This is a genomic window from Paraburkholderia sp. A3BS-1L, from assembly GCF_051125215.1.
GTDB lineage: Bacteria > Pseudomonadota > Gammaproteobacteria > Burkholderiales > Burkholderiaceae > Paraburkholderia.
On the sequence record NZ_CP120445.1, the window covers coordinates 367,410 to 392,580 of the forward strand.

The following is a 25,171-nucleotide window of genomic DNA, read 5'->3' on the forward strand; positions in this document are numbered from 1 at the left end:
CCCTCAACGGACAGAGACAACGTTCACCCGGACAAAACGTGCATCGTGATCGATGCCAAAGGAATGTAGCAATTTGCGCTCCACCCGCCTTCCGCGGGCACTGTCAGGTTGAGGGAGATGTAACGGTAGAACGCTATAATCAATTCAACCCCGCCTGCCCCCGTTTGCATTGGCACGTTCGCGACGCGGTCCTTGCCCCCAATCCGATGACAACGCAACTATCAGCCCAAAGTCCGGAAGCGACGCTCAAGATCATTCCGCCGCGCGCGCCGAGGGACATGCTGGCCCGTACCCGTCTGAGGTCGGACAGCGAGCAGTTTCGCGATCGCGCCGTGACCGTTGTGCAGGCGCCGCCGGGCTTCGGGAAGACGTCGCTCCTGATCCAGTGGCGACAGGAATACCTGAGACACGGCAGCGCTGTTGCGTGGCTCTCGCTCGACGGGCACGACGATCCTCAACGCCTGCTCGGAGGTCTCACGCTTGCCGTGCGCGCCGGGTCCGGCAAGGTGACGTTCGGCAAGCGCCTGCTAGAGGGCGGCGCGATTGCGGAGTCGCCACTGGAGGCGCTCACGGTATGGCTGGCGGAAGTGGCCCGCACTGCGTTCGATACCGTGCTGATGCTCGACGAAGCCGAAAAGCTGCCGCAGGCGAGCCAGGACGCGCTTGTCTATCTGCTCGAAAACCTGCCGCCCAACCTGCGTGTGGTGATTGCCGCGCGCGCCGGCTTCGACAAGGTAATCAGACGCCTGGGGGCGGCTGGACGGTGCGTCACGGTGGATGCCGCTGCGCTTCGCTTTCGGCTGGACGAAACCATTGCCCTGATAGGCAAGCGGCTCGACGCAGTTGTCGATGCTGAAGCGAGCGCACGATTGCATGACATCGCGGAAGGCTGGCCGCTAGGCCTGCAACTCGCCCTTGCCACCATTGCCGACTCCGGTGACCCCGTAGCGAGCATCGACGCCTTTGCCAGCAGCACCGCCGGCATTCGCGAACAGTTCGTCACCGCGCTGCTGGAGAGGCTAAGCACTGAGGACACGGAATTCCTCGTGCGCGTATCCATTGTCGAGATTCAGCACGAGGATCTTTGCGCGGCACTCACGGGGGAACACGACGCAGGTAAGCGCCTCCTTCGGCTTGCGCGGGAGACGCCGCTCGTCGTTGTCGGCGCGCAGGGGCGTGGCCAATGGTTCCGCATGCACGCGATGGCGCGCGAAGCGCTGCGCGCGCGTCTGGGCGCGCAGCCACAGTCCGCACGCGAAGATCTGCACCGCCGCGCGATGCAGTGGCTGGCCGACAACGGCATGGCCGAAGCGGCCGCGCGCCACGCGCTCGCGTGCGGGCAGGAGGAAACCGCATATGTGCTCGCCCAGCGGTCGTTGCATGAGGCCGTCACGCAGGGCCATGTCGTGGCCGTGCTCGAGTGGCTCGAATGGTTGCCTGAGCCTGTGCTGGAGCGACATCCGCGACTACGGCTTGCGATGGCATGGGCGCTTGCGCTCAGCGACCGGCAGCGACAGGCCGAGGAGCAGGCGCAGGCGATCTTGCGCAGCACCGAGCCGGATGACGCAATGCGCTTTGAGATCGACCTCATTCTGAGCGCGGCGGCCTACTTCGCGGATGAGCCGGACCGGGCGGCGCACCTGCTCGAACGCTGGGGCAACGCTCCGCCCGTTAGCGATCCTTGGTTGCAACAGGTGCAAGCCAACCGGCTGTCGGTGCGCGCCATCATGGCCGGTGAATACGCGGCGGCGCGTCAGTACGGACGACATGCGCCGCGCGGGGGTGCCAGTGCGGCCGACCGTTACGTGGTTCGCTGGCGCACGTGCTTTACGGGCTTCAGCTACCTGCTCGAAGGGCAGGTCCTGCTGGCGGAGCGCACGTTGCGCCCGTCGCTCGTGCAGGCGGACGACGATCTCGGTCGCCGCCACCCGTTTTCCTGCATGCTCGCGGCCCTGCTCGCTGCAACGCGCTACAACCAGGGCGACCTCGACGAAGCGGCGGCGTTGCTTGCAAACCGGCTGGACGTCATCGAGCGCAGCGGTACGCCCGATGCGGTGATCTTCGCCTACCGTACCGCCGCCCGGGTCGCAGCGGCTTGCGGCGCGGAGCACCGGGCCTTCGATTTGCTCGAAACGCTCAATGCCATCGGCGCCGCCCGCCATATGCCGCGGCTAAGCGTGGTGAGTCTGGCTGAGCAGATCAGGCTGCACAGCGGCCGTTTCCGTTCGGCGAGCTGTCACACGCTTGCCAACCGGCTGGACGATCTGGTCGCCGCACACGCCACCGAGGATGCACCGCTCGCGCGCGGCGTCCTGCTCATGCACCAGCAGATCGCGCGAGCGTTTGTCGCATTCGCTGCTCAGGACTGGCGAAGCGCAGACGAGGCACTGGCACTTGCGCAGCGGTGGACCGATTCGATGAAGCTCGGAGTCGTTGGCGCCGAGATCATGGCTTTACGGGCGTTCGCGCGGGACCGCTGCGGGGAAGACGGCACCGCTCTGCTGCGGGAAGCGAAAGACCTGGCGGCGACTTATGGAATGAATCTCGCCGCGCTCGCCCTTCATCCTGCGCTCGTCGACTGGTTGCGCGAGCGCGCGGCCGACAGCGACGCACCGCCCGTGCGCGTCCGCTCGACCATGCCCGCGTCCGCTGGCGCGTTGCAGGATGCCGAAACAGGAGACGGCCCGCGCGTCATGCCCAGTACAGCGCTTACGCCCAAGGAGCGCACCGTGCTCGAACTGGTAAGTCGCCACCTCACGAACAAGGAGATTGCGCTTGCCATGGGTGTCGGCCAGGAAACGGTGAAGTGGCATCTCAAGAATCTCTTCGTCAAGCTCGACGCGACGTCGCGCAAGCAGATCGTTCGCCGCGCGCAACTGATGGGTTTGATTCAGGAAATCGCCTGAAGGACCCAATGAACCCGTCAGCGTCTTAAAGGCTCCCCGCGTTTTCCCTATGATGAATGACAAGATTCAAAGTTCTACGTTGAAGTACGGCATTTTCAAACGTTGAACGATTAGCCTCTCGATAGATGACATATCAATCTAATACCGAATCGAGCGGGACTCCATGATTTTGTCAACAGGATGCAACGCGAATAGGACGTCACCCGGTGTCATGGACCTGAAAAGCGCCTGCTTATCGGGCCCGGAAGTCCGACCCGCAAGGCTTTCCGGCTTATACCACGTCACGGAATTACGGAAAACCCGCCCACCCACTGATGGGGGGAAGGATTTGTACGCTCGCACGTATCCTTCTTAATCAGTTGCAGCGTCATCTTTTTTGAGCGCTGTCACCCGGGTGATAGAACATAGTTACGCAGGAGACCACATGAAGTTGAGAATCACGTGCGCCGCGGCCATTTTCGCATTTGCAGGCGCAGCACACGCGCAATCGTCGGTGACGCTTTACGGAGTCGTGGACTCTGGTTTGCTTTACCAGAGCACGTCGGCATCGTACGCAGCGGCGCCCTTCCTGCCGAACACCAAAATAAACGGCAACGCAGGTCATGTGGTCCAGCTCAAGGACGGTGGCATTTACTCGAGCATCTTTGGCATGAAGGGCTCGGAAGACCTTGGTGGCGGATACGCCGTCAACTTCAAGCTTCAGGGCGCGTTCAACAGTTCCACGGGCCAGTCGCAGAAGACCGGCACGCCCACTGGAACCGCGATGTTCACCCAGGTCACGTCCGTCGGCGTGTCGGGTCCGTTCGGCAAGATCGATTTTGGCCGTCAGTTCGCTCCGATGGCCTATGCAATGGCCGAAACGGACGTGCGCAATGCGCAGTACTTCGGCAGCGTCCTGACCGCCTGGCTGACCATGAACACGATGTCGGGCTGGACCGGAAGCAACACGAACGGCCAGATTGGCGCACTGTATGACGACAATGCGATCGTCTACAACTCGCCGTCGTTTTACGGTGTGTCCGCTGCACTCGAGTTTGCTCCCGGCGGCGTGGCGGGGCAGGCTCAAGGCGGCACGCGCGAGTCGGCCGTGCTCAAGTATTCGGGCTTTGGTCTGAACGCCGATGCCGTCTACTACAACGGACACGATGCCAACCCGTACTCGTATGCCTCGCTCGGTAACCCTGCGACTGCCACGACCGGCATCCAGCCGACCGGCCTGAACAACAACCGCTTCGTCTATTTTGGCGCGAAATACACGTGGCACGGCATCTCGATCTCCGGTTCGTTCAGCAACGGGCGCAATCCGGCCAACCCGAATGGGGTACCGAAGGCATTTGTGGTCTCCGGTGACTTCGACATGTGGACTGGCGGTCTTGGCTACCGCTTCTCCCCGGCGCTCAATTTCACCTCGGGCGTCTACTACCTGAAGGACAACAAGAACAACTCGAACCAGTCGACCGCCTACGCAATCGGCGCCGACTACAACGTATCGAAGCGCACGCTGATTTATGCGCAGGCTGGCTACGTGTCCAACCGCGGCCAGATGAACCAGGAACTTATTTATGGAACGCCTGTAGCCCCGGGCAAAAACACCACGGCCTTCAACATCGGCATGCGCCATACCTTCTAAGACGTATCCGCTCAACCCGAAGCCGCCGAAAGGCGGCTTTGTCATTTTCTGCTTTGTCGTTTCTGCGCCGCCCACGATCTTGTAGCGCGCATCCACGAAACGTCGGACCCGATCCACTTCCGCCACCAATCTGCATGGCCCGCCGGCAGGCTACAGCCTGCGGCGTGCCTTGCATGCTTACATACCGCCCAGGGGCTTCTGGACCGTCAGCTTGTTTGTCACCGAGGTCACGCCGGGAACGCCCCTGGCGATCTCAGCGACCTGCTCGACCTGTGCGGCATCCGTAACCGAGCCATTCAGCGTCACCGCCCCATTCTTCGCGGTGACACCAATACTGCCGCCGTGGATCTCCTTGTGCCTCGCAATCGCCGCGTACACCGCACGGCGCAGCTTGGTGTTGCCTGGTGCAGCGGGCGCCGCTGTGCTGGACGCCGTCGCAGCCGCAGTGCCAGGTGCGCTGGCCGAGGTTTGGGCCGACGCGTTCAGGGCCGCTGCGGCGAGCAGTGCGCAGAGCGCCAGGCTGAGGGTCTTCGTAGTCGTGTTCATTACATACTCCTGTGGTTATTGCTGCTGGGTGAAACGCGGTAATCCAGCCGGCCATTACGCCGCCCGGTAGATTCATGCAAGCGCTCTGTTTTGCGCGATGTCGAATCTCTTGTCTTTTACTCGGACGCAAAAAGCAATTCGCCTGTGGCGGAACTGGCTCGTCCCTGCCCCAGGCGTCTTTCCCTGATCTGCATTTGCTTGAATTGCAAGGCACGCGGCGGCACCCATGACTACGAGAAGTGTTCTCGTGCAACTTTTAAAAACACGATGTTAAATCAATTATACAGTTGCAAAATCAATCACATTTAGCGCACGGCCTCTTCGCGCAACCTGTTCACGCGAACGAGATCGACGACGTAATTGCGCCTGCCGATCAGGAACACGGCTGCTGCAACCAGCGGCGCGAATGGCACGAGCTGCAGCGCACCGAGCAACCCGATGCGATCGGCCATGAAGCCGGTCAGCACGGCGGCGGGCGCGAGCCCCAGCAGGTTGTTAGCCAGCGTCAGCGTGGCAAACGCTGAGGCGTGGATCGACGGCGGCGTGAGGTTCGCCACCATCGCGCCCGAGGGGCCGGCCGCGCCTGCGCAGAAGAACATGCCGGCGCCGATCATGGCGAGTTGCGCCGGACCTGCCGGCATGCGCAAGCCAATTGCGAGCAGTGCGAAGCAGATCAGGCAGTACGCTATCGCGATGCTCCATTTCCGTTCGCCGACGTGCCTGCTGAAGCGGTCCGCAAGGTTCCCGCACACCACCATGCCGAGGCCCGTCACCAGGACGAACGCCGCGGCAGTCACGGCAGCCTTGCCGGTGGCCATGCCGTAGTAGCGGTTCAGGAAGCTCGGCATCCAGCTCCAGATGGCGGCCGGAACCAGCAGATGAACGCCGCTGCCCACATAGGCACATACGACCGAACGCGTGGAAAACAGCCCCTTCATCAACGCGCGCAAGCTCGTGCGCATACCGATGTCCTGCGCTTGCCTGCCCACGCTTTCCAGCTGCAGCGGCGCAAGCCGCTTTTCGGTGACAACGATACGATAGAGACCGACCAGCACGATCCCCATGGCCGCCATCGCGCCAAACGAGGCGCGCCAGCCGAGATGAGCCGCAACCGCACCACCGAGCGCCATGCCCAGCACCGAGCCGAACGCGCCGCCCGCCATAAAGGCGCCGGTGATCGTGGAGCGCAGCCGCGCCGGGAAAATACTTAGGACCACCGCGATTCCGACGCTGCCATAGGCGGCTTCGCCAATACCGACAAAGGCGCGCGCGAGGAGCATTTCGCCATAGTTGGTCGAGAGCGCACAGCCGAGCGTCGCGAGGCTCCACATGGCCGCCATCAGGGCGATGCTCTTCACGCGGCCCCAGCGGTCGGCCAGCACCGAAAGCGGAAAGGTGAGCACGCCCACCATCAGCGCGACCACACTGCTCAGCGAGCCGAGCCGGGTGTCCGAGAGGTGCCATGTCGTCTTGAGCAGCGGGAATACGGCATTCAACACCTGCCGCGACATGTAATCGGAAAGCAGCAACCCGACGGTCAAGGCGAACACGACCCACGCATATGTGCGCACGTTCGTTTGTTTCACCGAAAAATCGCCCGCAATGGGCTCGGCATGCGTGGTAAGCATCTTGGGTCTCCTTACGTCGCGCTCGAGGTCGGGCGCTGTTGTGACATGCTGCACATCGGAAAAATGGCGGCAGGTTATCGATACTGGCTGGGCCGTCACCAGCCCGCCGAGAATTGCATCGTGTTCTTCGATATGGGTGTCCCGGCATTTCGCGCCGCGGCTGGTCGCATGAAACACCCGGAACATGACTGACCCATGGCGATGGCAAGATACGCCTGAATCGCGATACACTTTTATGATTGGACGCCATCGTTTTAGGGCTTCGTGCCACCAGGCGTTAACACCAATCCATGCGAAAACGCGGCCGCTGCCGAATGAAGACAGGCGGCAAGCCAGATGCGTGGGGGAGACGTAATCATGGAAACGATGCTGCGCGCGGGCGCAATGAGCGGATATCTCGACGTGGCGCGGCGGGCTGGGCTGAACCCGGTCGAGCTTGCTCAGGAAGCCGGAATCGACGCCGCGGCGCTCGCAAATCCGGACGGGCGCATTCCCGCCTCCGCCGCTTGCCGGGTCCTCGAGCTCACGGCCGAAAAGGCATCGTGCCCGACTTTTGGCCTGCGAATGGCCGAAACGCGCCAGAAGTTCGGCACGGGCCTCATCAACGTGCTGCTCGCGCACAAGCGCACGCTGCGCGAAGTGCTGCTCGCCGCGGCCGAATACCGCCATCTGTTGAACGAAGCCCTCGCGATCTATGTCGAGGATGCGGGTGACACGGTGACCATCCGCGAGGAACTGGTCGTCGATCCGGGCATTCCGACGAATCAGGCGATCGAACTCGCTGTTGGCGCGCTTGCGCGCCACGCCGGCGCCCTGCTCGGTGATCGCTGGAAGCCCCGTTCCGTTCATTTCGTCCATCGTGGGCCGGCTGATCTCACGTTTCACCGCCGCTTCTTCGGCTGCCCGCTGGAGTTCGGCAGCGACTTCAATGGCCTCGTATGCGCCGCCGCCGACCTCGACTACCCGAACCCCGCCGCCGACCCTGAGCTGGTGCGCTATGCCGAGAGCCTCGTCGATTCGCTCAATGTGGCGGGCGTCGGCTCCGTCGCGCTCGAAGCGCGCAAGGCGATCTACCTGCTGCTGCCGCTCGAGCAGGCCACTGTTGAACGGGTGGCCGCGCATCTGCATCTGAGCGTTCGCACCATGCAGCGCCAGCTTGGGCTCGCCGATACGAGCTTCACGCGACTCATCGAGGAAGTGCGCTCCGAGCTGGCTGTGCGCTACATGAATAACCCACGCTATCCGATCGGGCGGGTCTCCCTCCTGCTTGGCTATTCGCAGCAGGGCTCATTCACGAACTGGTTCAGCGCTCGCTTTGGCATGACGCCGCGCGACTGGCGCAGTAGCCACCTGAAATGACCGCGTGGCGATCGCGTTGCGCGCAGGACAACCACTCGGCAACGGCCTTCGTCATGATCGATGATTCAACTTCATGATTGATCCATCAACCTTTTGCAGCTCGTGGTTCGATCGCCCGCACTGGGCCATGCAACGTAACGGCCACGATGGGGTCCATGTAAAATAAGGCCAGATTGAATGTCAAGTCCACAAACAGAGAGTAGTCATGGCAATCACTGCAGCGCCCGATCAATCCCTGACGTACCGGCTAAAGGCTTTAAGCAAGATCGCTGACAAGAAGAGCGGCGAAGTCGCGCGCGACAGGCTTGGCCTGAGCTACCCCGAGGCGATCGTGCTCAGCGTCGTTGGGACGTTCGGTCAGCAAACCATCAGGGATATTTCCCGCCGTGGCAATCTCGACAAGGGCCAGGCAAGCCGTACCGTGGAAAGCCTGATCGCCCAGGAAATGCTGACGAAAACAAGCAACGACGCTGACGGGAGAAGCGTGGTGATCGGGCTGTCGGCTGACGGCCGGAAGATTTTCAAAAAAGTCGGTCCGGCGATGGAGAGACGGGACAAGGAACTCTATAAGGGCATGGAAGAAGAAGAACTTCTGGCTTTGCGCTACCTGTTGGACAAGGCGCTCTCCATCAACGGATGGGACGAGTCCTGAAAGGGCTGCCGCGAGCCGGCGAATTCCCTGCCGCTAACGGGCGCATGGAGTTCACCGCGCGCGGCTGCCGCTCTGGCTGCCATCAATTACCCTATCGCCCCGTCATCCAGGACACCCCTTGAAGCAAACCCGCCAGATTCAAACGTGGCGGGTTTTTTTTGCCTGCGTGGGCCTGGTTGCCGCCTTCCTCGCTGGCTGTTTCGCGGCCGTTGCCGCAACCCGAGGGCTACGCCGCGCATTCCGCTCGGGTGTCTTGCTACGAAAGTCGATGCCCGCTTTATCGAGGATATCGATAGCCAGCTTGCCTTTGTCCGCGCTTGCGCTCGCGGATGCCAACTGTGCGGCCTCGGTCGAGGCGGCCGTCTTCGGGGCCGCTGCACTCGCCTTCCCGGCCGCGGTGGCAGGCTTGCGGCGGACGACGGGATTTTCGACTTCAGCGCTTGCGCTCACCTCTTCAAGCGTGATGCCAAACCTGGCCATCTCCGCGCGGATTCTCACGATCGCCTCGGCGCGCTCGCGCTCCAGCGCTCCCTGCGCCTCTTTCTGCAGATTCTGGATGTCGAACATGATCTCATCGTATGTACGCGGCATCGCCAACTCCGGATTTTTTGCCTCGCCATTATAGGCCGGGCTGATGCCGAGATTAGGCGATTGGTCCACGATCTGCATCGGATCCCATCGGCATTCGTTGGCGACGCGATACGAACAACATCTTCATCGCAATTGAACATAGTTGATTTGTCATATAAATGACGATGACAGATTGCCGGCTCGTACTGGTGTTAACACCGAGTGTCACGAAATACCAAAACTCTGGCGTCCAATCATAAAAATATGATGCGGGATTGTCGTATTGTTCATAGCAACAACGAATACCCATCCTTTAGATTAAAGAAACCCATGAATGAGCTTTCTGGTTACGACTTCGAAGACTTGAAACCCGGTATGGAGGCAAGCTTCGCAAAAACGATCACTGAAGCAGACATTGTCCTGTTTGCTGGCGCGTCGGGCGACAACAATGCCGTCCATATCGACGAAGAATTTGCGCAAGGCACGCAGTTCGGGGGCCGCATAGCACACGGAATGCTGACTGCAAGCGTCATCTCTGCCGCGATAGCTGGCCGGCTGCCGGGACCGGGCACTGTCTATCTCGGGCAGAATCTGCGCTTCAAGGCGCCCGTCAAGCCCGGCGATACGGTACGGGCAACCGTGACAGTCCGCGAACTGATTCGTGGCAAGTGCCGCGTTGTTCTGGATACCGTGTGTACGGTGGCAGGAAAGGTGGTCATCGATGGCGAAGCCGTCGTCATGCCCACATCACTTCAGAAGCGCAGTAGCGCCAAGTTGAGCGTGGTGAATCGATAAATACTCAACGAGCGCGCAAATGATTACTCAACCCAATGTGGCGGAAGGCGCCGTTCAGGCGTTGTCCAACGCGATGCTGGACTTCCTGAAGATGTTCTCCGGCGTCGCATTTGTTGCAGACGCTCTCCCGAGTCCGCAACTTGACGCGAGCACGCAATACTTGCAACAACAGTTGACGCTGTGGGCCGCCACGCTAACCCGCTCCGTTGGCATGGACACGCTGCCTGCGATCAGCCCTGAGCGGCACGACCGCCGGTTTCAGGCAGACGATTGGTCGAGCAATGCCTGGTACAGCTTTCTCAAGCAAAACTACCTGCTCAACGCCCGCCTCCTCGAACAGTACGTCGAGGCAGTATCCCTTGATGATAAGGAAAAGCAAAAGCTGCGGTTCTTCACGCGCCAGTTCATCGATGCTGCCAGCCCGGCAAACTATGGCGTCACGAACCCGGAAGCCCTGCGGGCGGCGCTCGAATCCAACTGCGAAAGTCTATGGGGCGGCATCGCCAACCTGCAAGACGACTTCGCTCGCAAGACCATTTCCATCACCGATGAGACCGCTTTCGAAGTGGGCCGCAACGTCGCCGTATCGGAAGGGGCAGTCGTATTCGAAAACGATCTCTTTCAGTTGATCCAGTACGCACCCCTAACCGCACAGGTCGCGAAGCGGCCATTGCTGATCGTGCCGCCCTGCATCAACAAGTTCTACATTCTCGATCTGCAGCCCGAAAACTCGTTTGTGCGCTTTGCGGTCGAGCAGGGACAAACCGTATTCATCATTTCCTGGCGTAATCCCGACGCCGATCTGGCACGCACGAGCTGGGACGACTATCTGGAATCGGGCGTTATGCAGGCGATCGACGTCACGCTGGCGATTACGGGCGCAGACAAGGTCAACACCGTCGGCTGGTGTGTGGGCGGCACGATCCTCTCGTCGGCGCTGGCGGTGACGCGTGCGCGCAACGAAGACAAGGTCGCGAGCCTGACGCTGCTCACAACGATGCTCGACTTCACCGATCCCGGCGATCTCGGTGTTTTCATCAACGAGCAAACCGTTTCACAGCGGGAGCTGACCATTGGGCGCAGCGGCATCTACCCTGGCCGCGAACTCGGCTTTACGTTTCAGATGCTGCGCGCCAACGATCTCATCTGGCCTTATGTCGTCAACAACTATCTGAAAGGCAAAACGCCGTCGGCTTTCGATCTCCTGTACTGGAACGCCGACAGCACCAACCTGCCGGGACCGATGTACACGTGGTACCTGCGCAATATGTATCTCGAGAACAATTTGTGCGAGCCCGGCAAGCTGAGCATGTGCGGCATGCCGGTGGATCTTGGCCTGATCGACACGCCCGCCTATGTGCTGGCGACGCAGGACGATCACATCGTGCCGTGGCAATCGGCATGGCGCAGCACGCAGCTGCTTGGCGGCGACGTGAACTTCGTCCTCGGGGCTAGCGGTCACATTGCCGGCGTCATCAATCCGGCAACGAAGAACAAGCGCAGTTATTGGGCCGAAGGCGATCTCGGCGGCGACGCCCAAGGCTGGCTGGCCTCTGCGGAGGAAATGCCTGGGAGCTGGTGGAATCATTGGGCCAGTTGGCTGGCGACTCACGCGGGCGGCCGGGTCAAGGCCCGCGCGCGGCTTGGGAATCGCAAGCACGAGCCGTTCGAGCCGGCACCGGGCCGTTATGTCAAGGTGCGGGCAGACTGAGCAACGCCGGGCAAGGCGCGCGGGTTTCCGCGCTCGCGCGCCTGAATACGCGCTCGCATCGGCGCCATCTGTTGGCACGCCAAGCCGTGCCCTCCCCTTTGGCGGGCAAGTTGCACTAGTCGATTGCGTCATTGAATTAGCACCCCGTCTGTGTTCAGATCTAGGTCATGGGAAAAATGAATCTGACAGATATTGAGCGGGAGCAACTGCTGTCGGCGGCGCGTAGCCGGACGGTGCGTGCGGCGGACGTGCGACGCGCGAAGTTGATCCTGATGCTCGAGGACGGCGAGTCGCGTGACAGCATCATGCGCACACTCGGTTGTGATTCTCGCTTCATCGCGCGCTGGTCGGCGCGATTCCTCAGTGAGCGGCTGGCCGGCATGTATGCCCGGCACCCCGGGCGTGCGCCCAGGCAGCCTCCCGCGAGACTGGAAGCGCGGGTGCTCAACCGAACCCTCAAACACAGGCCTGCCGACGGTTCGACACACTGGAGCAGCTACAAACTCGCGGCAGAACTCAGCGACGTGTCGGTCTCGACCGTGCAGCGCATCTGGCGCAAGCACGGCATCAAACCGCAGCAGCTGGGGCGGCACATGGTCTCCAACGACCCGGATTTCGAGGCCAAGGCGGCCGACGTGATCGGGCTGTACCTGAACCCACCGGCGCACGCAGCGGTGTTCTGCGTGGACGAGAAGACCGCGATCCAGGCGCTCGACCGCAAGGACCGGATGCTGCCGCTGTCACCGGGGCGTGCCGAGAGCCACGGCTTCGAGTACAAGCGCAACGGCACGCTCAGTCTGTTCGCGGCATTCAACACCGCCACCGGCGAGGTGTTGGGCAAAACGGCAGCACGCCACACCAGCGAACAGTTCGTGGCCTTCCTGACCGACGTCGTCGCCAGCCAGCCCAAACGCCGCGAAATCCATGTTATCTGCGACAACGTCAGCAGCCATAAGACGCATCGGGTCGCCGAGTTCCTCGATGCGCATCGCAACGTGCGCCTGCACTTCACGCCGACCTACTCGTCGTGGCTCAACCAGGTGGAGAACTGGTTCTCGCGCATCCAGCGCGATGTTATCGCGCGCGGCATCTTCACTTCGGTGAAGGATCTGGATCGCAAACTGATGCATTACATTCGCGAGCACAACAAGAACCCGAAGCCGATCAAGTGGAAATATGACGATCCTTCGCGTCGGATTCGAGTGGTGCCAATTCAATGACGCAGCGGACTAGCCGGCGAGGGACAAGCGCTGCGCCATTTCACGAGACCTGCATTGCGCCTCGGTCATGATTTCATTCTGCTCGACCAGGCATGCCGCGCCATTTTCAGCGATCTTGATGCCCATATCGGTGCGCAACGCGTCCACCTCAACGTGGCCTTTTAGGTTTCGTTTCCATCGACAGTCTTCGCGCTCGTGTCGAACGGCTTGGGGATTTCACTGCTGACCGCCAACTCCCGGCTGAACCGCCTGAATGCGAATGGCCGCCATCAAGGCAACGGCCGGATGTTCTGATTCATGCGAAAGAAGTTCGTCTGATCATACCGGGCCTTGATCTGCTGAAGCCTCCGGTAGTTCGGACCGTATGCCGCGGCAATGGGCTCGCCCGCCTCGTCGTCATCAAGGTAGTTGACGTAGCGGCCGGAGGCGAAGAATGGCTGCATTTTTTTGTAGGTCTCACGCGCCCAGGCCACACATGCCCCGGTCTCGGCAGGCTGCATCCATTGGCTGAGCACGAGGAAGTTGTAGCCTTCGCGGCGATGCGGGAAAGCCGTATCGCTCACATCGACACGGGTGACCGCGCCGTGAAAATGCTCGAGCAGCAATTGGCCCATAGGCGTCGGGCAACGCGCGAAGCAATCGATCATGGTGTCGATCACGGCATCGCTTAGTTCAGCAAGGAAGTTGGATTTCCAGTAGTTGAGCGCGCCTTTGGGGTAGTTGGCGTCGAGCATGCCATTGAGTTGCGTGTAGGGCATGGGCCCCACAGCATCCAGCAGGGGCGCGGCGAACTGCTTGAGCGGGCGCATGGCCGTTTCGGCGTCCGCCAGCGGCCCGCAGTGGCAAGTCACCATGGCGGTCACCGGCAGGCCTGAGCCGTCCGGCGCATGCGTCAGCGTCGCGAACAGCGTGTGCTCGTCGGGCAGCGCGCGTGTGCGATCGCGGAAAAATTCCAGCAGATCGCGAGCGCGCTCGATCGGATGGACGATTGGCCCGCCGGTGATGGTCGGGCCTACCGGGTACAGCGCATACTCGAAACCCGTGGCGACTCCAAAGTTCCCGCCACCGCCGCGCAGCGCCCAGAACAGTTCGGGCTCCTGCTCCCTGCTCGCTTGCAGGACCTTGCCGTCGGCTGTGACGAGTTCCACCGCCAGCAGGTTATCGAGCGCCAGTCCGTATTTGCCCATCAGCCAGCCGATTCCACCTCCGAGAGTCAGCCCTGCAATGCCCGTGCTGGAGACCACGCCTCCGGTGACCGCCAGGCCGTGCAACTGCGTCTCGCGGTTGAGTTCGCCCCAGGTGACGCCGCCTTGCGCCCAGACCGTTCTATGCTGCGGATCCACGCGGATTCCCTTCATCAGCGACAGGTCGATGACCACCCCGCCATCGATCGTCGCCCGTCCCGCCACGTTGTGGCCACCGCCTCGTACAGCGACTTCGAGGCCGAGTCTGCGGGTCAAGTCGAGGGCGGCCACCACGTCGGCCACGCCAAGGCATCGGGCGATCAATGCTGGCCGCTTGTCGACCAGACCGTTGTGAACCTTCCTCGCATCGTCATAGCCAGCGTCCGTGGGACACAGCAGCTGCCCGCGGAAAGTGGTTGCAAGCTCGGCCGCGGCTTCGGCCAGGGACCCAATTGGCAGCATGGCGTTTTCTCCTCGAGTTCGCTTCAAGTCTCCATCGAAACGACCCCAGGAGCAAACGCGAAGAATTCAGCTGAAGGTGAAATAATTTCATCTACACTGCCCATATGCACAAGCTGCCGCCTCTCGTCGAGCTCCGCACCTTTGAAGCTGCCGCGCGCCATATGAGTTTCCAGAAGGCCGCGCTGGAATTGTGCGTGTCGCACACCGCGATCAGCCACCAGATCCGGCTGCTCGAGCGCTACTGCGGCTGCGCGCTGTTTCGCCGGAGGCCACGGCCTCTTGCGCTGACCGAAGCCGGCGCTCGGCTGCTCCCTGGCGTGCGTAACGGACTGGAATCTTTCGCAGTTGCCATCGCGGCCGTGAAACGGGATGGCGACCAGCAGCCCCTTCGTGTAACGGCCACCAACGCCTTCGCCAGCCGCTGGCTGGTGCCCCGACTGCCGGCATGGCGGAAATTGCATCCGCACGTGCCGCTGGAAGTGATCGGCACCGATGCCGTGCTCGATCTGCAGGCCGGCGATGGCGACGTCGCCATTCGTTATGCGACCTGCCGGAAAACGCCCTCGGACGGGATCGTCGATGCACTCGTGAGCGATACCTTTTGGCCCGTCTGCAGTCCGCACCTGCTATTAGAAGGCGAACTAAAGCGGCCCGCCGATCTCGCGAGGCATGTCCTGGTCCACGCCTGGTGGGGGCCGGCCGACCGTGACCCACCCACGTGGCAGCGATGGCTGGCCGTGGCTGCGCGAAGGTGGCGCGGCGTACCCGAGTTCAAGGACATGCAGCACCTGAGTTTCCGCGAGGAACTGCATGCGATTGAGGCGGTCATCGCAGGCCAGGGCATCGGCATTTTCAGCGACATGCTCGTGGCGCCCGAACTCGCCGCCGGTACGCTGGTAAAAGCCTTCCCACTGAGCTTGCCTGGCTATGGCTTTTATGTAGTACGCAGACCAAACCATCCGCGCGAGCGAACCATTGCGGCGTTTTCTGAGTGGTTGCGCTCGGTCGTTTAAAAGGTATTGATTCGCTTCTGGGTTACTGGTTTTGCCAGTTTTGATACTCGCGAATCGGCATATCGGCCTGATTCAGCTGCGACCTCTGAAATGCCATAAAGGGCAGGCTGCAGCGTGAGCAGGCCGAGCGAAAAATACGCCATAATCTGTCGCCAGATAATCTTGTTTCGAATCACGGGTATTGCCAGCGTTTCCACCATAGCGAATCACGGTTTGTCACGAATCTTGACGCGATAAAACTGGAGAAGCGAGTCACGGATGTCCAGACCCAATCCCACGCTGCATCGCAGCCAGAAACCGCCCATGACCCGGGCGAAGCGGCGCCTCTTGATCTTTGGGACAATCGCTTTGTTAGCGGCGCTTGGCGCGATACTGGCGAGCGTGATCGCCCCAGCCTTCCAGCACACCATCGTCATCACCACGGGCGCGGACAACGGCATCTATCGCGGCTTTGCGGATCGCTATGCGCCCATCCTGAAGCGCGCAGGCATCAAACTCGACATCCGCAGTTCATCCGGCTCGGTGGAGAACTATGAGCGGCTGCGGGACCCGAATAGCGCCTATGAAGTCGGCTTTATCCAGTCGGGCACGACCAGTCCGCAGGCAACCGACGGTCTGCAGACGATTGCTGCCGTGTCGTACGAACCGATCTGGGTGTTCTATCGCAGCGACACCACGGTCGACCGGCTGACGCAACTGCGCGGCAAGAGGATTTCCATGGGCGTGCCCGGCAGCGGTCTGCTCAACGTGGCAAAGGTATTGCTCGGTTATAGCGGCATCACGAGCGAAAATTCCACGCTGCTGCAAATGGATGCGCCTGCCGCTTATCAGGGACTCCAAAGCGGCCAGATCGATGCGGCGTTCTTCATTGGCAGACCCGATGCCGATATGCAGAAAGCCCTGCTGAATAACAAGACCCTGAAGTTGATGAACTTCGCGCAGGCCGACGCGCTGGTTCAGAAATTCCCGTCGCTTTCGAAAATTGTCTTGCCGCGCGCCTCCACCAGTGTCGCCGAGGACCTGCCACGCACCGACGTCACGCTGCTCGCGGCAACGGCACTGCTCGTATCGAAAGACATGATGCATCCGGCGCTTGCCTATCTGCTGCTCGACGCGGCTCACACCATTCACGGCGGCGAAGATTACTTCACGCCGATTGGCACGTTTCCGAACCTGCGCACCGAGGAATTTCCGATCTCCGATGAAAGCATCCGCTATTTCAAATCCGGCCAGCCATTCCTTTACCGCTATCTGCCCTTCTGGCTCGCGAGCCTGATTGAACGGCGGTTATTGATCCTCGTGCCATTCGCGGCGCTCCTGATCGGTCTGATTCAGGCATTGCCACGCATGGTGGAAGCGCGGATGAAAAAGCGGCTCGTGGTCTGGTACCGCGAAATCAAGGCGCTGGAAGACGAAGTGTGGAACAACCGCGAGCCGTCTCGCGCACAAATTGCGCAATGGCGCGATGAGATCGAAAACATCGACGCGAATGCCAGCCGGATACGGATTCCCTATCGCTATTTTCAGGACGTTTACGCGCTGAAGCAGGCGATCGGTGTCGTGCGCGACCGCATTGCGCAGGTTGCCCAGAGGGCGAAGGAATAGGCAATAAGCCTGTGCGCAAAAATTTACGCCCAGGGCTTATTGCCCGCTTTTGCCCCGAAGCAGTGATTCAGGATGGCGCTCCAGGTAATCCGCCATCGCGTTGAAATATTGCAACGTGGGCGTCAGACCTTGCAAGGACTGATGCACCTCCACATGGAATGGCGAGCCTTGCTGCAAGAAGACCCCGGCTCCAGCAAGCGATTGCTGGGTGGCGTCCAGAGCGTCGCTTAATGGCGGCAGGACATCATTGCTCAAAGACGTCATCTTTCGGTTCATGCCTTGCAATGACGTATTCAGGTTCGTGCCCATTTCATCGAGCGGCACCTTGTCGAGCTTTGCCGCCATCTCGCCGGCCTGGTTTTGCAGCGCGAGGACCTTGCTTGGCACGGTCGGCAATTCGATTACATCGTGATCGAAATCTGCCTTGGCGGGCTTCGCCTCCGGGAACAGGCTCAGCGCCACATAGAGCCGCCCCGTCAGCACGTTGGCGATGCGCAGTTGCCCGCGCAAGCCGCGCGCGACCATGGCTTTCATCGCGGCTTTACCCTCGATCGAGTGCGTTTCAGGAAATTCGCCGCGCGAAAGGCGCCGCAGGCGTTGCGGGTACACATTCATGCTCACCGGCATGATGAGAGTACGCGCCCGGCGATCGTAATCGATGCCGATGTTCGTTACCTCGCCGATCACGATTCCCTGAAAGTCCACCGGTGCGCCCACCGCGAGCCCACGAAGCGACTGATCGAAATACATCACCACGCGCAGCGGTAAACCGTCCGGCTCACGCATTGCTTCGGCCTGGTTTGCAGCTAGGGTGAACGCCGTGTTGTCGGGGGCTTGAGGCTGCGGCGGACTATCGGGCCGCGCTTCGAATGCCAGCCCTCCCGCAAGGATGCTTGCGAGCGACTGCGTATCGATATTGACGCCGTTCGAGGCGATTTTCACCTTCACGCCACTCTCGCGCCACCATCGCGTGTTCGTCATCACGTACTGATCGAAGGGGGCCTTCACAAACACGTCGACGTTGACGCTCGCCCCGTCCTTGCCGATCGAATAGCCGATCACCTGACCAACCCGATCTCTCCGGTAAAAAATGGGCGAGCCGACGTCGAGGGCGCCGAGCGTTTCGGCGTGCAGCCGGTAGCGATGGCCCTTTTCATCGACAGTCACGGCGGGCGGCGCTTCCAGGCCGACGAAATCGCTTGCCTGCTGTTTCGATCGGCCGGCGTCGGCTTCGATATACGGGCCGTTCAGCAGTGCGGAGAGTCCCGACACGCCACTTGCGCCAACTCGTGGCGCCACCACCCAGAACCGGCTGTCCTTCGCGGTGAATTTTTCCGCGTCCCTGGTGAGTTCAACGGTAACCAGCACGCGGGAGAGGTCGTGAGAAAGCCTGATCGCGCGGACAATGCCGATGTCGACGGACTTGCATTTGATGCGGGTCTTGCCGCGCTCGAGGCCTCCGGCGGCAGCAAAGCTGATCGTGACGGTGGGACCGCGCGAGTTTGCCGACCGGACGATCAGCACGACGCCAAGCAAGGCTGCGACGAGCGGAATGGTCCAGACGAGCGAAGGCAGCCAGCGCGCCCGGGAACGCGACGCCCCCTCCCTCATTTCGCCACCGGCTCGCGACGATATAGATCGATCAGATGAATGAGCCGCGCTGGAACCCGTTCGACACGCATGGAACCACTCCGTACGTTGGACAAACGACGATAGCTCGACATTGAATCGAGCGACTGCAATGTGCGCAACGGCCCCGGATTGCTGTCCGTTCCGCCAATACCACTCAACCGCACACCACCCCCCCCTCAGTGAAACCCCTGGGCGGTTCGCCAAGTGGCCTGCGCTATCATGCGCACACATTTTTTAGAACGACGTTCTGCTAGATAGAACATCGAGACAGCAAAGCCCTTATTCCGCCCCCAGGAGGCGCCCCATCATGTCCAGCCTGCCGCTCGACGTCATCCACGAATCGCCCCCAGTTCACGCCCTTGCAGCCAGCGCCGCGCAAATCAACGCGCGCATCGACCGCCTGCCCGCCACGCGCGCGATCTGGGCGCTCGTGCTGATGCTCTCGCTGGGCGGCTGGTTCGAGTTCTACGATCTGTTCTTCACCGCCTACGTGGGCCCCGGTCTCGTGAAGAGCGGCCTCTACTCGACCACCACCGCGTCGTTCTTCGGCTTCTCGGGGCTCGGCGCCTTCGTGGCCGCCTCGTTCGCGGGCTTGTTCATCGGCACGTTCTGCTTCACCCGGCTCGCCGACCGCTATGGCCGCCGGACGATGTTCACGGCGTCGCTGCTCTGGTACTCGGCCGCGACCTTCATCATGGCGTTGCAGACCACCGCGCCGGCCATCAACGTTTGGCGTCTGATCGCCGGCATCGGCGTGGGCGTCGAGCTGGTCACCATCGATACGTATGTGAGCGAGCTCGTGCCGATGCACATGCACGGCCGCGCGTTCGCCTTCGTCCATTTCGTGCAGTACACGGCGGTGCCGTCGGTGGCGCTGCTCGCGTGGTGGTTCGTGCCGCGCGCGCCGCTCGGCATCGACGGCTGGCGCTGGGTGGTGCTGCTCGGCGCGTGCGGTGCGCTCATCGCCTGGGCGATCCGCCGCCGCGTGCCGGAGAGCATGCGCTGGCTCGCGCAGCGCGGCCGCACCGAAGAGGCCGCGCGCGTGCTCGCGAAGCTCGAAGCCAAGGTCGAGGCACAATACGGCCGCCCGCTGCCCGCGCCCGACTACGCTCGCGCAAGCGCCAGCGCGCCGCAAAGCAAGGCGCGCTTCGCCGAAATCTGGCAGCCGCCGTATCGCCGCCGCACGCTCACGATGCTCCTCTTCAACCTGTTCCAGGCGATCGGCTTCTATGGCTTCGCCTCGTGGGTGCCCACGCTGCTCGTCGCCAAGGGCATTACGGTCACGCACAGCCTGCTTTACGCATTCGTGATCGCCGCTTCGAATCCGTTCGGCCCGCTTATCGGCATGACCTTCGCCGACCGCATCGAGCGCAAGACGCTCGTGGTGCTCTCGGCGCTCGCCATCGCCGTGTGCGGCGCGCTGTTCGCCATGCAGACCGCGCCCGCCATGCTGATGCTGTTCGGCGTCCTCATCACGTTGGGCGGCACGCTGCTCTCGGTCGGCTATCACGCCTACCAGGTCGAGCTGTTTCCTACCCGCATGCGGGCGACGGCGGTGGGCTTCGTCTACTCGATGTCGCGGCTTTCGGCGATGTTCTCGGGCTTCATGATTGCGTTCGCGCTGCGCCACTTCGGCGTTCCCGGCGTGTTCGCGCTCATCACGGGCGCGATGGCGGTGGTTATGGCGGCAATCGGTTTGTTCGGCCCGCGCACCAACAATCGCGCGCTCGACGATATTTCTCATTGATCAAGAGGCTGGAATCACTGTGACTATGCTGCCTTTGGCCGGAGTGCGCGTTCTCGATCTGTCCAACGTACTCGCGGGTCCATTCTGCGCCTATCAACTTGCGCTGCTGGGCGCCGACGTCATCAAGGTCGAGCATCCCGAAGGCGGCGACCTCGCGCGGCGCCTGGGCGCCGACAAGGATGCCGCCGCGCGCAATATGGGCGCCTCGTTCGTGGCGGTGAACGCGGGCAAGCGTTCGATTACGCTGAACCTGAAGGACCCGCGCGGCAAGGAGATCCTGCTCGCACTCGTGAAAGACGCCGACGTGCTGGTCGAGAACTTCCGCCCCGGCGTGATGGATCGTCTGGGGCTCGGATACGATCGGCTATCCGAAGCAAATGCGCGCCTCGTGTATTGCGCGATTTCCGGCTTCGGCGATAGCGGCGAGCTTTCGCCCCGCCCGGCTTACGATCAGATCATCCAGGGCATGGCGGGCGTGATGAGCGTGACGGGCGATTCGACGAGCGCGCCGCTGCGCGTCGGTTATCCGGTCTCGGACACGGTAGGCGGATTGACGGCGGCGTTCGGCATTTGCGCGGCGCTAGTCGATGCGCGCACGAGCGGGCGCGGCCGGCGTCTCGACGTTTCGATGCTCGAAGCCACGCTCGCGACGATGGGCTGGGTGGTGTCGAACTACCTGAACGCAGGCGTCGAGCCCACGCCGATGGGCAACGAGAACTTCACCGCCGCGCCCTCGGGCACGTTCAAGACGGGTGACGGGCTGCTGAACATTGCCGCGAACGAGACGCGCCAGTTCGAGAGCCTGTGCGAGACGATCGGGCGTCCCGAGCTGGCGCGCGACGAACGCTTCGCGGCACGCCATGCACGCAAACACTACCGCGCCGAATTGAAAGCCGAGATCGAGGCCGCGCTCGCGGGCGACAGCGCCGAGAGCTGGGAAACGCGTCTGCTCGCGCGCGGCGTGCCGGTGGGCCGCGTGCTCTCGGTGCCGCAGATTCTCGCGCATCCGCATCTGGCCGAGCGGCGTTTCGTACGCGAATTCGCTCCAGCCCAAGGCGAGGCTGCGCAACGCGTAACCCGCGCGGGCCTGCGCCTCTCGGACGGCGACGCCGCGCCCACCGCGCCCGCGCCCACGCTGGGCGCACACACGCGCGAAACGCTCGCTCAGCTCGGCTACGACGCCGCGCGCATCGACGCGCTGCTCGCGCAAGGAGTCATCTGAACATGTCCACGACAAACGACGCGACGGGCCAACCGGCATCGCTCCGGGCAGAGCACCCCGACGCCGCTGCGCTATGCGCCGACTACTGGCGCACCTCGATCATCGACATTCATCCGGGCTCGATTGCCGTGCGCGGCTACCCGATCCAGGAGCTCATCGGCCGCGTGAGCTTCCCGCAGATGATCTGGCTGATGCTGCGCGGCGAGTTGCCCGATGAAGCACACGCGTCGCTGCTCGAAGCGGCGCTGGTGGCTTCGGTGGATCATGGTCCGCACGCGCCGTCGATCGCGATCTCGCGCATGGCGACGAGTTGCGGGCTGCCGCTCAATGGCGCGATGGCTTCGGCGCTCAACGCACTCGACGACGTGCACGGCGGCGCGGGCCAGCAGGCGGTCGAGCTTTACGAGGCGATTGCCGCGCGCATCGATGCGGGCAATGGGCTCGAAGAAGCGGTCGAAGCAGGCGTGGATGCGTTCGTCGCCGCACACGGAAAATACTTGCCGGGCTTCGGGCATCGCTTCCATCCTGTCGATCCGCGTGCGGGACGGCTGCTCGAGCTCGTGGATGCGCGCGTGCTGGCGGGCGACATTGGCGGACGCTACGCGCAAATCGCGCGCGGGATCGAAGCCCTGCTGAAAATGCGCAAGGACAAGCCGGTGCCGATGAACATCGACGGCGTGACCGCCGTGATCTACGCGGAGCTGGGCTTCGCGCCCGAACTCGCGCGCGGCGTGTTCTGCCTGTCGCGTGCGGTGGGCATTCTCGCGCATGCGTGGGAGCAGCGCGCACGCGGCGAGCGCAACAAAGGGCCCATGCCACGGCAGATTCCTTATGCGTATGCGGGACCGGGCGAGCGCCACCTCGAAACCGGCGGCGCCTGAAAACAGCCGCTAAAACATACGCCGGGCTCAGGCGCCCATATTCGCGGCGCGGGCGCGCTGTGCGGCGCGCAACGCGCGCGAGTCGCCGCCCAGCGCGTCGGTGGCACGCGCGGCGCAGTCGAACAGCGCGTCGAGATGGGCTTCGATGAACGCACGGTCGATGCGCGAGCTCGGCCCCGCTAACGTGAGCACGCCGCGCAATGCGCCTTGCACGCCGAATACCGGCATCGACACGCCGGCGGTTTCGCGCTCGCGCTCGCCAATCGACATGCAGTAGAAGTCCCGCCGCGTCTGCTCGAAAATCTCGCCCGGCTCGCCGCTGAACGCGAGCAATGCGCGCCCGCCCGAACCCGTCTCCAGCGGCAGCACGTCGCCTTCGCGCACGTGATGGCGCACGACGTGTTTCGAATCGACGCGATGAAGGCACACGCGCACCGCATTCTCACGCACGTAGAACGAAACGCTCTCTCCGCTCGCGTCCATGAGTTCGCGCATCAGCGGCACGAGGATATCCCCCAGATTCAAACTGCGCTGATAAAGCGCGCCGAGCGTGAAGGTGGCCGGCCCGAGTTGATAGCGGCCATCGTCGAGACGCAGCAACAGCCGGTGCTGGATCAGCGCACCCGCTAGGCGCAGCAGCGTGCTCTTGTAAAGGCCCGTGCGCGCCGCGAGTTCGGCGAGCGTGAGCGCGCCGTCGTCGGGGCGAAACGCGAACAGGATGGCGCACGCACGGTCAATGACGGCAACGCCTTCTTCCTTCTTGAGCGGCTTTTCCGCGGGCATGAGTGTCGATGCGGGAATGAGAACGAAGCCGATTTTACGCGATGTCGTGCGCTATTCGGGCCGCGCGCCAAAGCCGTCTCAATGCGCGCCGTAGTCGACTCTGGTTGCGCCCAGAATACTGCCGTCCGGCGCCTGAACCAGCACCGCCGCCAGATCGCCAGAAGGCACGCGATGACTGAGCGTCATCGAAGCGCCGTTCCACTCGCCGATGGGCTCGATGGAGCGAACGATGTTCGACTCCTTGAGCGCGCGGCCGGTGTTCTCGCCGCGTCCAACCGCTGTGACATGCTCGCGGTCGTAGCCGATGAGAAGGATCTGGCCTTGTCCGTTTCCGGCTTCCAGCGTAATCGACAGCGTGTTGCCCGAGCGCATGCCCTTGACGGACACCGGGTCGGCGTCACTCGTTTGAGCCGCGAGGATGGCTTTCTCTCCGGCGTGACGGTCCCAGCCGACGAAGCTCTTGCGACCGTCCACGACCATTTCCGGCGTGTAGGAACTGCTGCCGAAATGCGAACTGTAGGCGGCCTGTCGTCGCGTGGCCGCTTCCAGCGAATACGGATCTTTCCAGCCGAGGCCGTCCCACCAGGTCACGTGAAACGCCAAAGGAAGCACGTCCTGGCGGCCGCTCGAAAGATCGGACAGGTAGGCATCGGCAGGCGGGCACGAAGAACATCCTTGCGAGGTGAACAGTTCGACTACGACAGGCCGGGCCGACGCGGCGACAGGCACTGCAACAAGCAAGGCGAAACCGGCAACAAGACGGGCGTACACGATGGACCTCCGAAACGTGGCGTGCTCGCTTCTAGTTCGTCCAGGCCATCTGAAAAGTTACACCGTGATCAAGCCGCTTCCGTAGCACCGCACCTCGCCCGACACATGCCGGCACGGCGGCTCGTGCGAATCGAGCGCCGCGCCGGCAGACTTGCGGCGATTTACATCGACGAGCCCTGGCCCGAGCCCTTCACGCCAACCGATGCGCCGCCTTGCGCCGCAGCCGCGCCGTCGAGCGTTTCGCCAGCCTTCGCCTTCGCGCCGCCTACGGCGTCTTCGGCGCTCGACGTGGCCTCCTTCGCTTGATGCTTCGTCTTTTTAGCGACGTGCTTCGCGTGCTGCTTCGTCGAATGAGTCGCCGACTTCGCGGTCTCCTCGGCGGTATCAGCCGTCGCGCCCGCGGTATTCGCCGCGCCGTTGGCGACGTTGCCAGCAGCTTCGCCAGCGCTGCCCACCGCCTTGCCAGCGCCATTCACCGCGCCGCCGACGAGACCGCCGGCACCCGCGCCCGTGCCAGCGGCGTTCGCACCGGCGCCTGCCTGCGCACCTGCGCCCAGAACCGGCGTCTGGACATTCGCGCCCACGCCGGCCGAACCCTGCGCGCCCGCCTGGTTGGTTTGCGCAAAAGCAGCCGTGGTAGCGAAAGCGGTCAATGCGGCGCCGAGCAACATCGTGCGAATCGTGTTCATGGTTTTCTCCCTAAAGTCACTAAAGGCATCAATCAAGCTTGGATGATCTTGGCCGAATCGTCCCGGCCATTCATCTTTTGCTCACCGCACCGTGCGGCAGGCAGGGCCACTTTAGCGAGCCTTGGGCAAGAAATCGTCGATTCTTGAGGACTGTTACTCCGGTTG

The 25,171-nt window shown here is 62.5% G+C and carries 22 protein-coding genes; 13 read left to right on the forward strand and 9 right to left on the reverse strand.

Features of this window, described 5'->3' with window-relative positions:
• Positions 1 to 278: 278 nt before the first annotated feature.
• Together P5W99_RS32395 and P5W99_RS32400 are read left to right on the forward strand one after the other, a co-directional pair.
• Positions 279 to 2,906, forward strand: coding sequence for a LuxR C-terminal-related transcriptional regulator (locus tag P5W99_RS32395; RefSeq protein ID WP_434666434.1), 2,628 nt, complete (start codon positions 279 to 281; stop codon positions 2,904 to 2,906).
• A gap of 424 nt (positions 2,907 to 3,330) precedes the next feature.
• Positions 3,331 to 4,536, forward strand: coding sequence for a porin (locus tag P5W99_RS32400; protein ID WP_421028633.1), 1,206 nt, complete (start codon positions 3,331 to 3,333; stop codon positions 4,534 to 4,536).
• A 177-nt stretch (positions 4,537 to 4,713) separates the two neighbouring features.
• Here P5W99_RS32400 and P5W99_RS32405 read toward each other — a convergent pair whose 3' ends face one another.
• On the reverse strand, positions 4,714 to 5,082 hold the full coding sequence (locus tag P5W99_RS32405; RefSeq protein ID WP_421028634.1) for a BON domain-containing protein: 369 nt from the start codon (positions 5,080 to 5,082) through the stop codon (positions 4,714 to 4,716).
• Positions 5,083 to 5,387: 305 nt separating this feature from the next.
• Positions 5,388 to 6,710 carry an MFS transporter gene (locus P5W99_RS32410; RefSeq protein WP_434666438.1) on the reverse strand — a complete coding sequence of 441 codons (1,323 nt, stop codon included), beginning with the start codon at positions 6,708 to 6,710 and terminating at the stop codon, positions 5,388 to 5,390.
• 45 nt (positions 6,711 to 6,755) lie between these two features.
• On the opposite strand from P5W99_RS32410, the gene P5W99_RS32415 reads away from it, so the two are divergent.
• The 3 genes from P5W99_RS32415 to P5W99_RS32425 all read left to right on the forward strand — a co-directional run bounded on the left by P5W99_RS32415 (position 6,756) and on the right by P5W99_RS32425 (position 8,721).
• Positions 6,756 to 6,902, forward strand: coding sequence for a hypothetical protein (locus tag P5W99_RS32415; RefSeq protein ID WP_421028636.1), 147 nt, complete (start codon positions 6,756 to 6,758; stop codon positions 6,900 to 6,902).
• A 165-nt stretch (positions 6,903 to 7,067) separates the two neighbouring features.
• Positions 7,068 to 8,069 (forward strand): AraC family transcriptional regulator, encoded by a 1,002-nt coding sequence (locus P5W99_RS32420; protein WP_434666441.1) that lies wholly within the window; start codon positions 7,068 to 7,070, stop codon positions 8,067 to 8,069.
• Positions 8,070 to 8,274: 205 nt separating this feature from the next.
• Complete coding sequence (locus tag P5W99_RS32425) at positions 8,275 to 8,721, forward strand: MarR family winged helix-turn-helix transcriptional regulator (protein WP_434666444.1); 447 nt, start codon at positions 8,275 to 8,277, stop codon at positions 8,719 to 8,721.
• Between the two features lie 138 nt (positions 8,722 to 8,859).
• On the opposite strand, the gene P5W99_RS32430 is transcribed toward P5W99_RS32425, so the two are convergent.
• Positions 8,860 to 9,390, reverse strand: coding sequence for a hypothetical protein (locus P5W99_RS32430; protein WP_421028639.1), 531 nt, complete (start codon positions 9,388 to 9,390; stop codon positions 8,860 to 8,862).
• Positions 9,391 to 9,621: 231 nt separating this feature from the next.
• Between P5W99_RS32430 and P5W99_RS32435 the strand changes: the two genes are divergently transcribed.
• The 3 genes from P5W99_RS32435 to P5W99_RS32445 all read left to right on the forward strand — a co-directional run bounded on the left by P5W99_RS32435 (position 9,622) and on the right by P5W99_RS32445 (position 13,017).
• Complete coding sequence (locus tag P5W99_RS32435) at positions 9,622 to 10,086, forward strand: MaoC family dehydratase (RefSeq protein ID WP_434666446.1); 465 nt, start codon at positions 9,622 to 9,624, stop codon at positions 10,084 to 10,086.
• A 91-nt stretch (positions 10,087 to 10,177) separates the two neighbouring features.
• Positions 10,178 to 11,797, forward strand: a complete 1,620-nt coding sequence (gene phaC / locus P5W99_RS32440; protein WP_434666604.1) for a class I poly(R)-hydroxyalkanoic acid synthase — start codon at positions 10,178 to 10,180, stop codon at positions 11,795 to 11,797.
• A gap of 167 nt (positions 11,798 to 11,964) precedes the next feature.
• The gene (locus tag P5W99_RS32445; RefSeq protein WP_421026256.1) at positions 11,965 to 13,017 is read left to right on the forward strand and encodes an IS630 family transposase; all 1,053 of its coding nucleotides are present in this window, start codon (positions 11,965 to 11,967) and stop codon (positions 13,015 to 13,017) included.
• Between the two features lie 269 nt (positions 13,018 to 13,286).
• Here the strand turns inward: P5W99_RS32445 and P5W99_RS32450 are convergent, their stop codons facing one another.
• Positions 13,287 to 14,663 (reverse strand): FAD-binding oxidoreductase, encoded by a 1,377-nt coding sequence (locus P5W99_RS32450; protein ID WP_421028641.1) that lies wholly within the window; start codon positions 14,661 to 14,663, stop codon positions 13,287 to 13,289.
• Between the two features lie 104 nt (positions 14,664 to 14,767).
• On the opposite strand from P5W99_RS32450, the gene P5W99_RS32455 reads away from it, so the two are divergent.
• Entirely contained in the window at positions 14,768 to 15,676 is a 909-nt protein-coding gene (locus P5W99_RS32455; protein ID WP_434666450.1) for a LysR substrate-binding domain-containing protein, read from the forward strand.
• Here the strand turns inward: P5W99_RS32455 and P5W99_RS32460 are convergent.
• Positions 15,673 to 15,876 carry a hypothetical protein gene (locus P5W99_RS32460; protein ID WP_421028643.1) on the reverse strand — a complete coding sequence of 68 codons (204 nt, stop codon included), beginning with the start codon at positions 15,874 to 15,876 and terminating at the stop codon, positions 15,673 to 15,675. The two genes, P5W99_RS32455 and P5W99_RS32460, sit on opposite strands and share 4 nt — an antisense overlap.
• 103 nt (positions 15,877 to 15,979) lie before the next feature.
• On the opposite strand from P5W99_RS32460, the gene P5W99_RS32465 reads away from it, so the two are divergent.
• Positions 15,980 to 17,281 (forward strand): TAXI family TRAP transporter solute-binding subunit, encoded by a 1,302-nt coding sequence (locus tag P5W99_RS32465; protein WP_434666607.1) that lies wholly within the window; start codon positions 15,980 to 15,982, stop codon positions 17,279 to 17,281.
• A gap of 36 nt (positions 17,282 to 17,317) precedes the next feature.
• On the opposite strand, the gene P5W99_RS32470 is transcribed toward P5W99_RS32465, so the two are convergent.
• Positions 17,318 to 18,892 (reverse strand): intermembrane transport protein PqiB, encoded by a 1,575-nt coding sequence (locus tag P5W99_RS32470; protein WP_421028644.1) that lies wholly within the window; start codon positions 18,890 to 18,892, stop codon positions 17,318 to 17,320.
• 328 nt (positions 18,893 to 19,220) lie between these two features.
• Between P5W99_RS32470 and P5W99_RS32475 the strand changes: the two genes are divergently transcribed.
• The 3 genes from P5W99_RS32475 to P5W99_RS32485 are packed head-to-tail and all read left to right on the forward strand — an operon-like array spanning position 19,221 to position 22,763.
• Entirely contained in the window at positions 19,221 to 20,660 is a 1,440-nt protein-coding gene (locus P5W99_RS32475; protein ID WP_434666454.1) for an MFS transporter, read from the forward strand.
• A gap of 25 nt (positions 20,661 to 20,685) precedes the next feature.
• Positions 20,686 to 21,882 (forward strand): CaiB/BaiF CoA transferase family protein, encoded by a 1,197-nt coding sequence (locus tag P5W99_RS32480; protein ID WP_421028797.1) that lies wholly within the window; start codon positions 20,686 to 20,688, stop codon positions 21,880 to 21,882.
• A 2-nt stretch (positions 21,883 to 21,884) separates the two neighbouring features.
• Positions 21,885 to 22,763, forward strand: coding sequence for a citryl-CoA lyase (locus P5W99_RS32485; RefSeq protein WP_421028646.1), 879 nt, complete (start codon positions 21,885 to 21,887; stop codon positions 22,761 to 22,763).
• A 27-nt stretch (positions 22,764 to 22,790) separates the two neighbouring features.
• Here P5W99_RS32485 and P5W99_RS32490 read toward each other — a convergent pair whose 3' ends face one another.
• The 3 genes from P5W99_RS32490 to P5W99_RS32500 form a co-directional block, all read right to left on the reverse strand.
• On the reverse strand, positions 22,791 to 23,546 hold the full coding sequence (locus P5W99_RS32490; RefSeq protein WP_421028647.1) for an IclR family transcriptional regulator: 756 nt from the start codon (positions 23,544 to 23,546) through the stop codon (positions 22,791 to 22,793).
• Between the two features lie 78 nt (positions 23,547 to 23,624).
• Complete coding sequence (locus P5W99_RS32495) at positions 23,625 to 24,317, reverse strand: DUF1223 domain-containing protein (protein ID WP_434666459.1); 693 nt, start codon at positions 24,315 to 24,317, stop codon at positions 23,625 to 23,627.
• A gap of 161 nt (positions 24,318 to 24,478) precedes the next feature.
• A complete protein-coding gene (locus P5W99_RS32500) occupies positions 24,479 to 25,006 on the reverse strand; it encodes a hypothetical protein (RefSeq protein ID WP_421028649.1) in 528 nt (175 codons plus the stop codon).
• Between the last annotated feature and the right edge of the window lie 165 nt (positions 25,007 to 25,171).

Excerpts from the sequence above, each read along its gene's own strand:
- P5W99_RS32480 (WP_421028797.1), top strand. The coding sequence starts at position 20,686 with ATGCTGCCTTTGGCCGGAGTGCGCGTTCTCGATCTGTCCAACGTACTC.
- P5W99_RS32485 (WP_421028646.1), top strand. The coding sequence starts at position 21,885 with ATGTCCACGACAAACGACGCGACGGGCCAACCGGCATCGCTCCGGGCA.
- P5W99_RS32415 (WP_421028636.1), top strand. The coding sequence starts at position 6,756 with ATGCTGCACATCGGAAAAATGGCGGCAGGTTATCGATACTGGCTGGGC.
- P5W99_RS32420 (WP_434666441.1), top strand. The coding sequence starts at position 7,068 with ATGGAAACGATGCTGCGCGCGGGCGCAATGAGCGGATATCTCGACGTG.
- P5W99_RS32445 (WP_421026256.1), top strand. The coding sequence starts at position 11,965 with ATGGGAAAAATGAATCTGACAGATATTGAGCGGGAGCAACTGCTGTCG.
- P5W99_RS32470 (WP_421028644.1), bottom strand. The coding sequence starts at position 18,892 with ATGAGGGAGGGGGCGTCGCGTTCCCGGGCGCGCTGGCTGCCTTCGCTC.
- P5W99_RS32455 (WP_434666450.1), top strand. The coding sequence starts at position 14,768 with ATGCACAAGCTGCCGCCTCTCGTCGAGCTCCGCACCTTTGAAGCTGCC.
- P5W99_RS32450 (WP_421028641.1), bottom strand. The coding sequence starts at position 14,663 with ATGCTGCCAATTGGGTCCCTGGCCGAAGCCGCGGCCGAGCTTGCAACC.
- P5W99_RS32475 (WP_434666454.1), top strand. The coding sequence starts at position 19,221 with ATGTCCAGCCTGCCGCTCGACGTCATCCACGAATCGCCCCCAGTTCAC.
- P5W99_RS32400 (WP_421028633.1), top strand. The coding sequence starts at position 3,331 with ATGAAGTTGAGAATCACGTGCGCCGCGGCCATTTTCGCATTTGCAGGC.
- P5W99_RS32405 (WP_421028634.1), bottom strand. The coding sequence starts at position 5,082 with ATGAACACGACTACGAAGACCCTCAGCCTGGCGCTCTGCGCACTGCTC.
- P5W99_RS32395 (WP_434666434.1), top strand. The coding sequence starts at position 279 with ATGCTGGCCCGTACCCGTCTGAGGTCGGACAGCGAGCAGTTTCGCGAT.
- P5W99_RS32460 (WP_421028643.1), bottom strand. The coding sequence starts at position 15,876 with ATGGTGGAAACGCTGGCAATACCCGTGATTCGAAACAAGATTATCTGG.
- P5W99_RS32500 (WP_421028649.1), bottom strand. The coding sequence starts at position 25,006 with ATGAACACGATTCGCACGATGTTGCTCGGCGCCGCATTGACCGCTTTC.
- P5W99_RS32430 (WP_421028639.1), bottom strand. The coding sequence starts at position 9,390 with ATGCAGATCGTGGACCAATCGCCTAATCTCGGCATCAGCCCGGCCTAT.
- phaC (WP_434666604.1), top strand. The coding sequence starts at position 10,178 with ATGTTCTCCGGCGTCGCATTTGTTGCAGACGCTCTCCCGAGTCCGCAA.
- P5W99_RS32490 (WP_421028647.1), bottom strand. The coding sequence starts at position 23,546 with ATGCCCGCGGAAAAGCCGCTCAAGAAGGAAGAAGGCGTTGCCGTCATT.
- P5W99_RS32435 (WP_434666446.1), top strand. The coding sequence starts at position 9,622 with ATGAATGAGCTTTCTGGTTACGACTTCGAAGACTTGAAACCCGGTATG.
- P5W99_RS32425 (WP_434666444.1), top strand. The coding sequence starts at position 8,275 with ATGGCAATCACTGCAGCGCCCGATCAATCCCTGACGTACCGGCTAAAG.
- P5W99_RS32410 (WP_434666438.1), bottom strand. The coding sequence starts at position 6,710 with ATGCTTACCACGCATGCCGAGCCCATTGCGGGCGATTTTTCGGTGAAA.
- P5W99_RS32465 (WP_434666607.1), top strand. The coding sequence starts at position 15,980 with ATGACCCGGGCGAAGCGGCGCCTCTTGATCTTTGGGACAATCGCTTTG.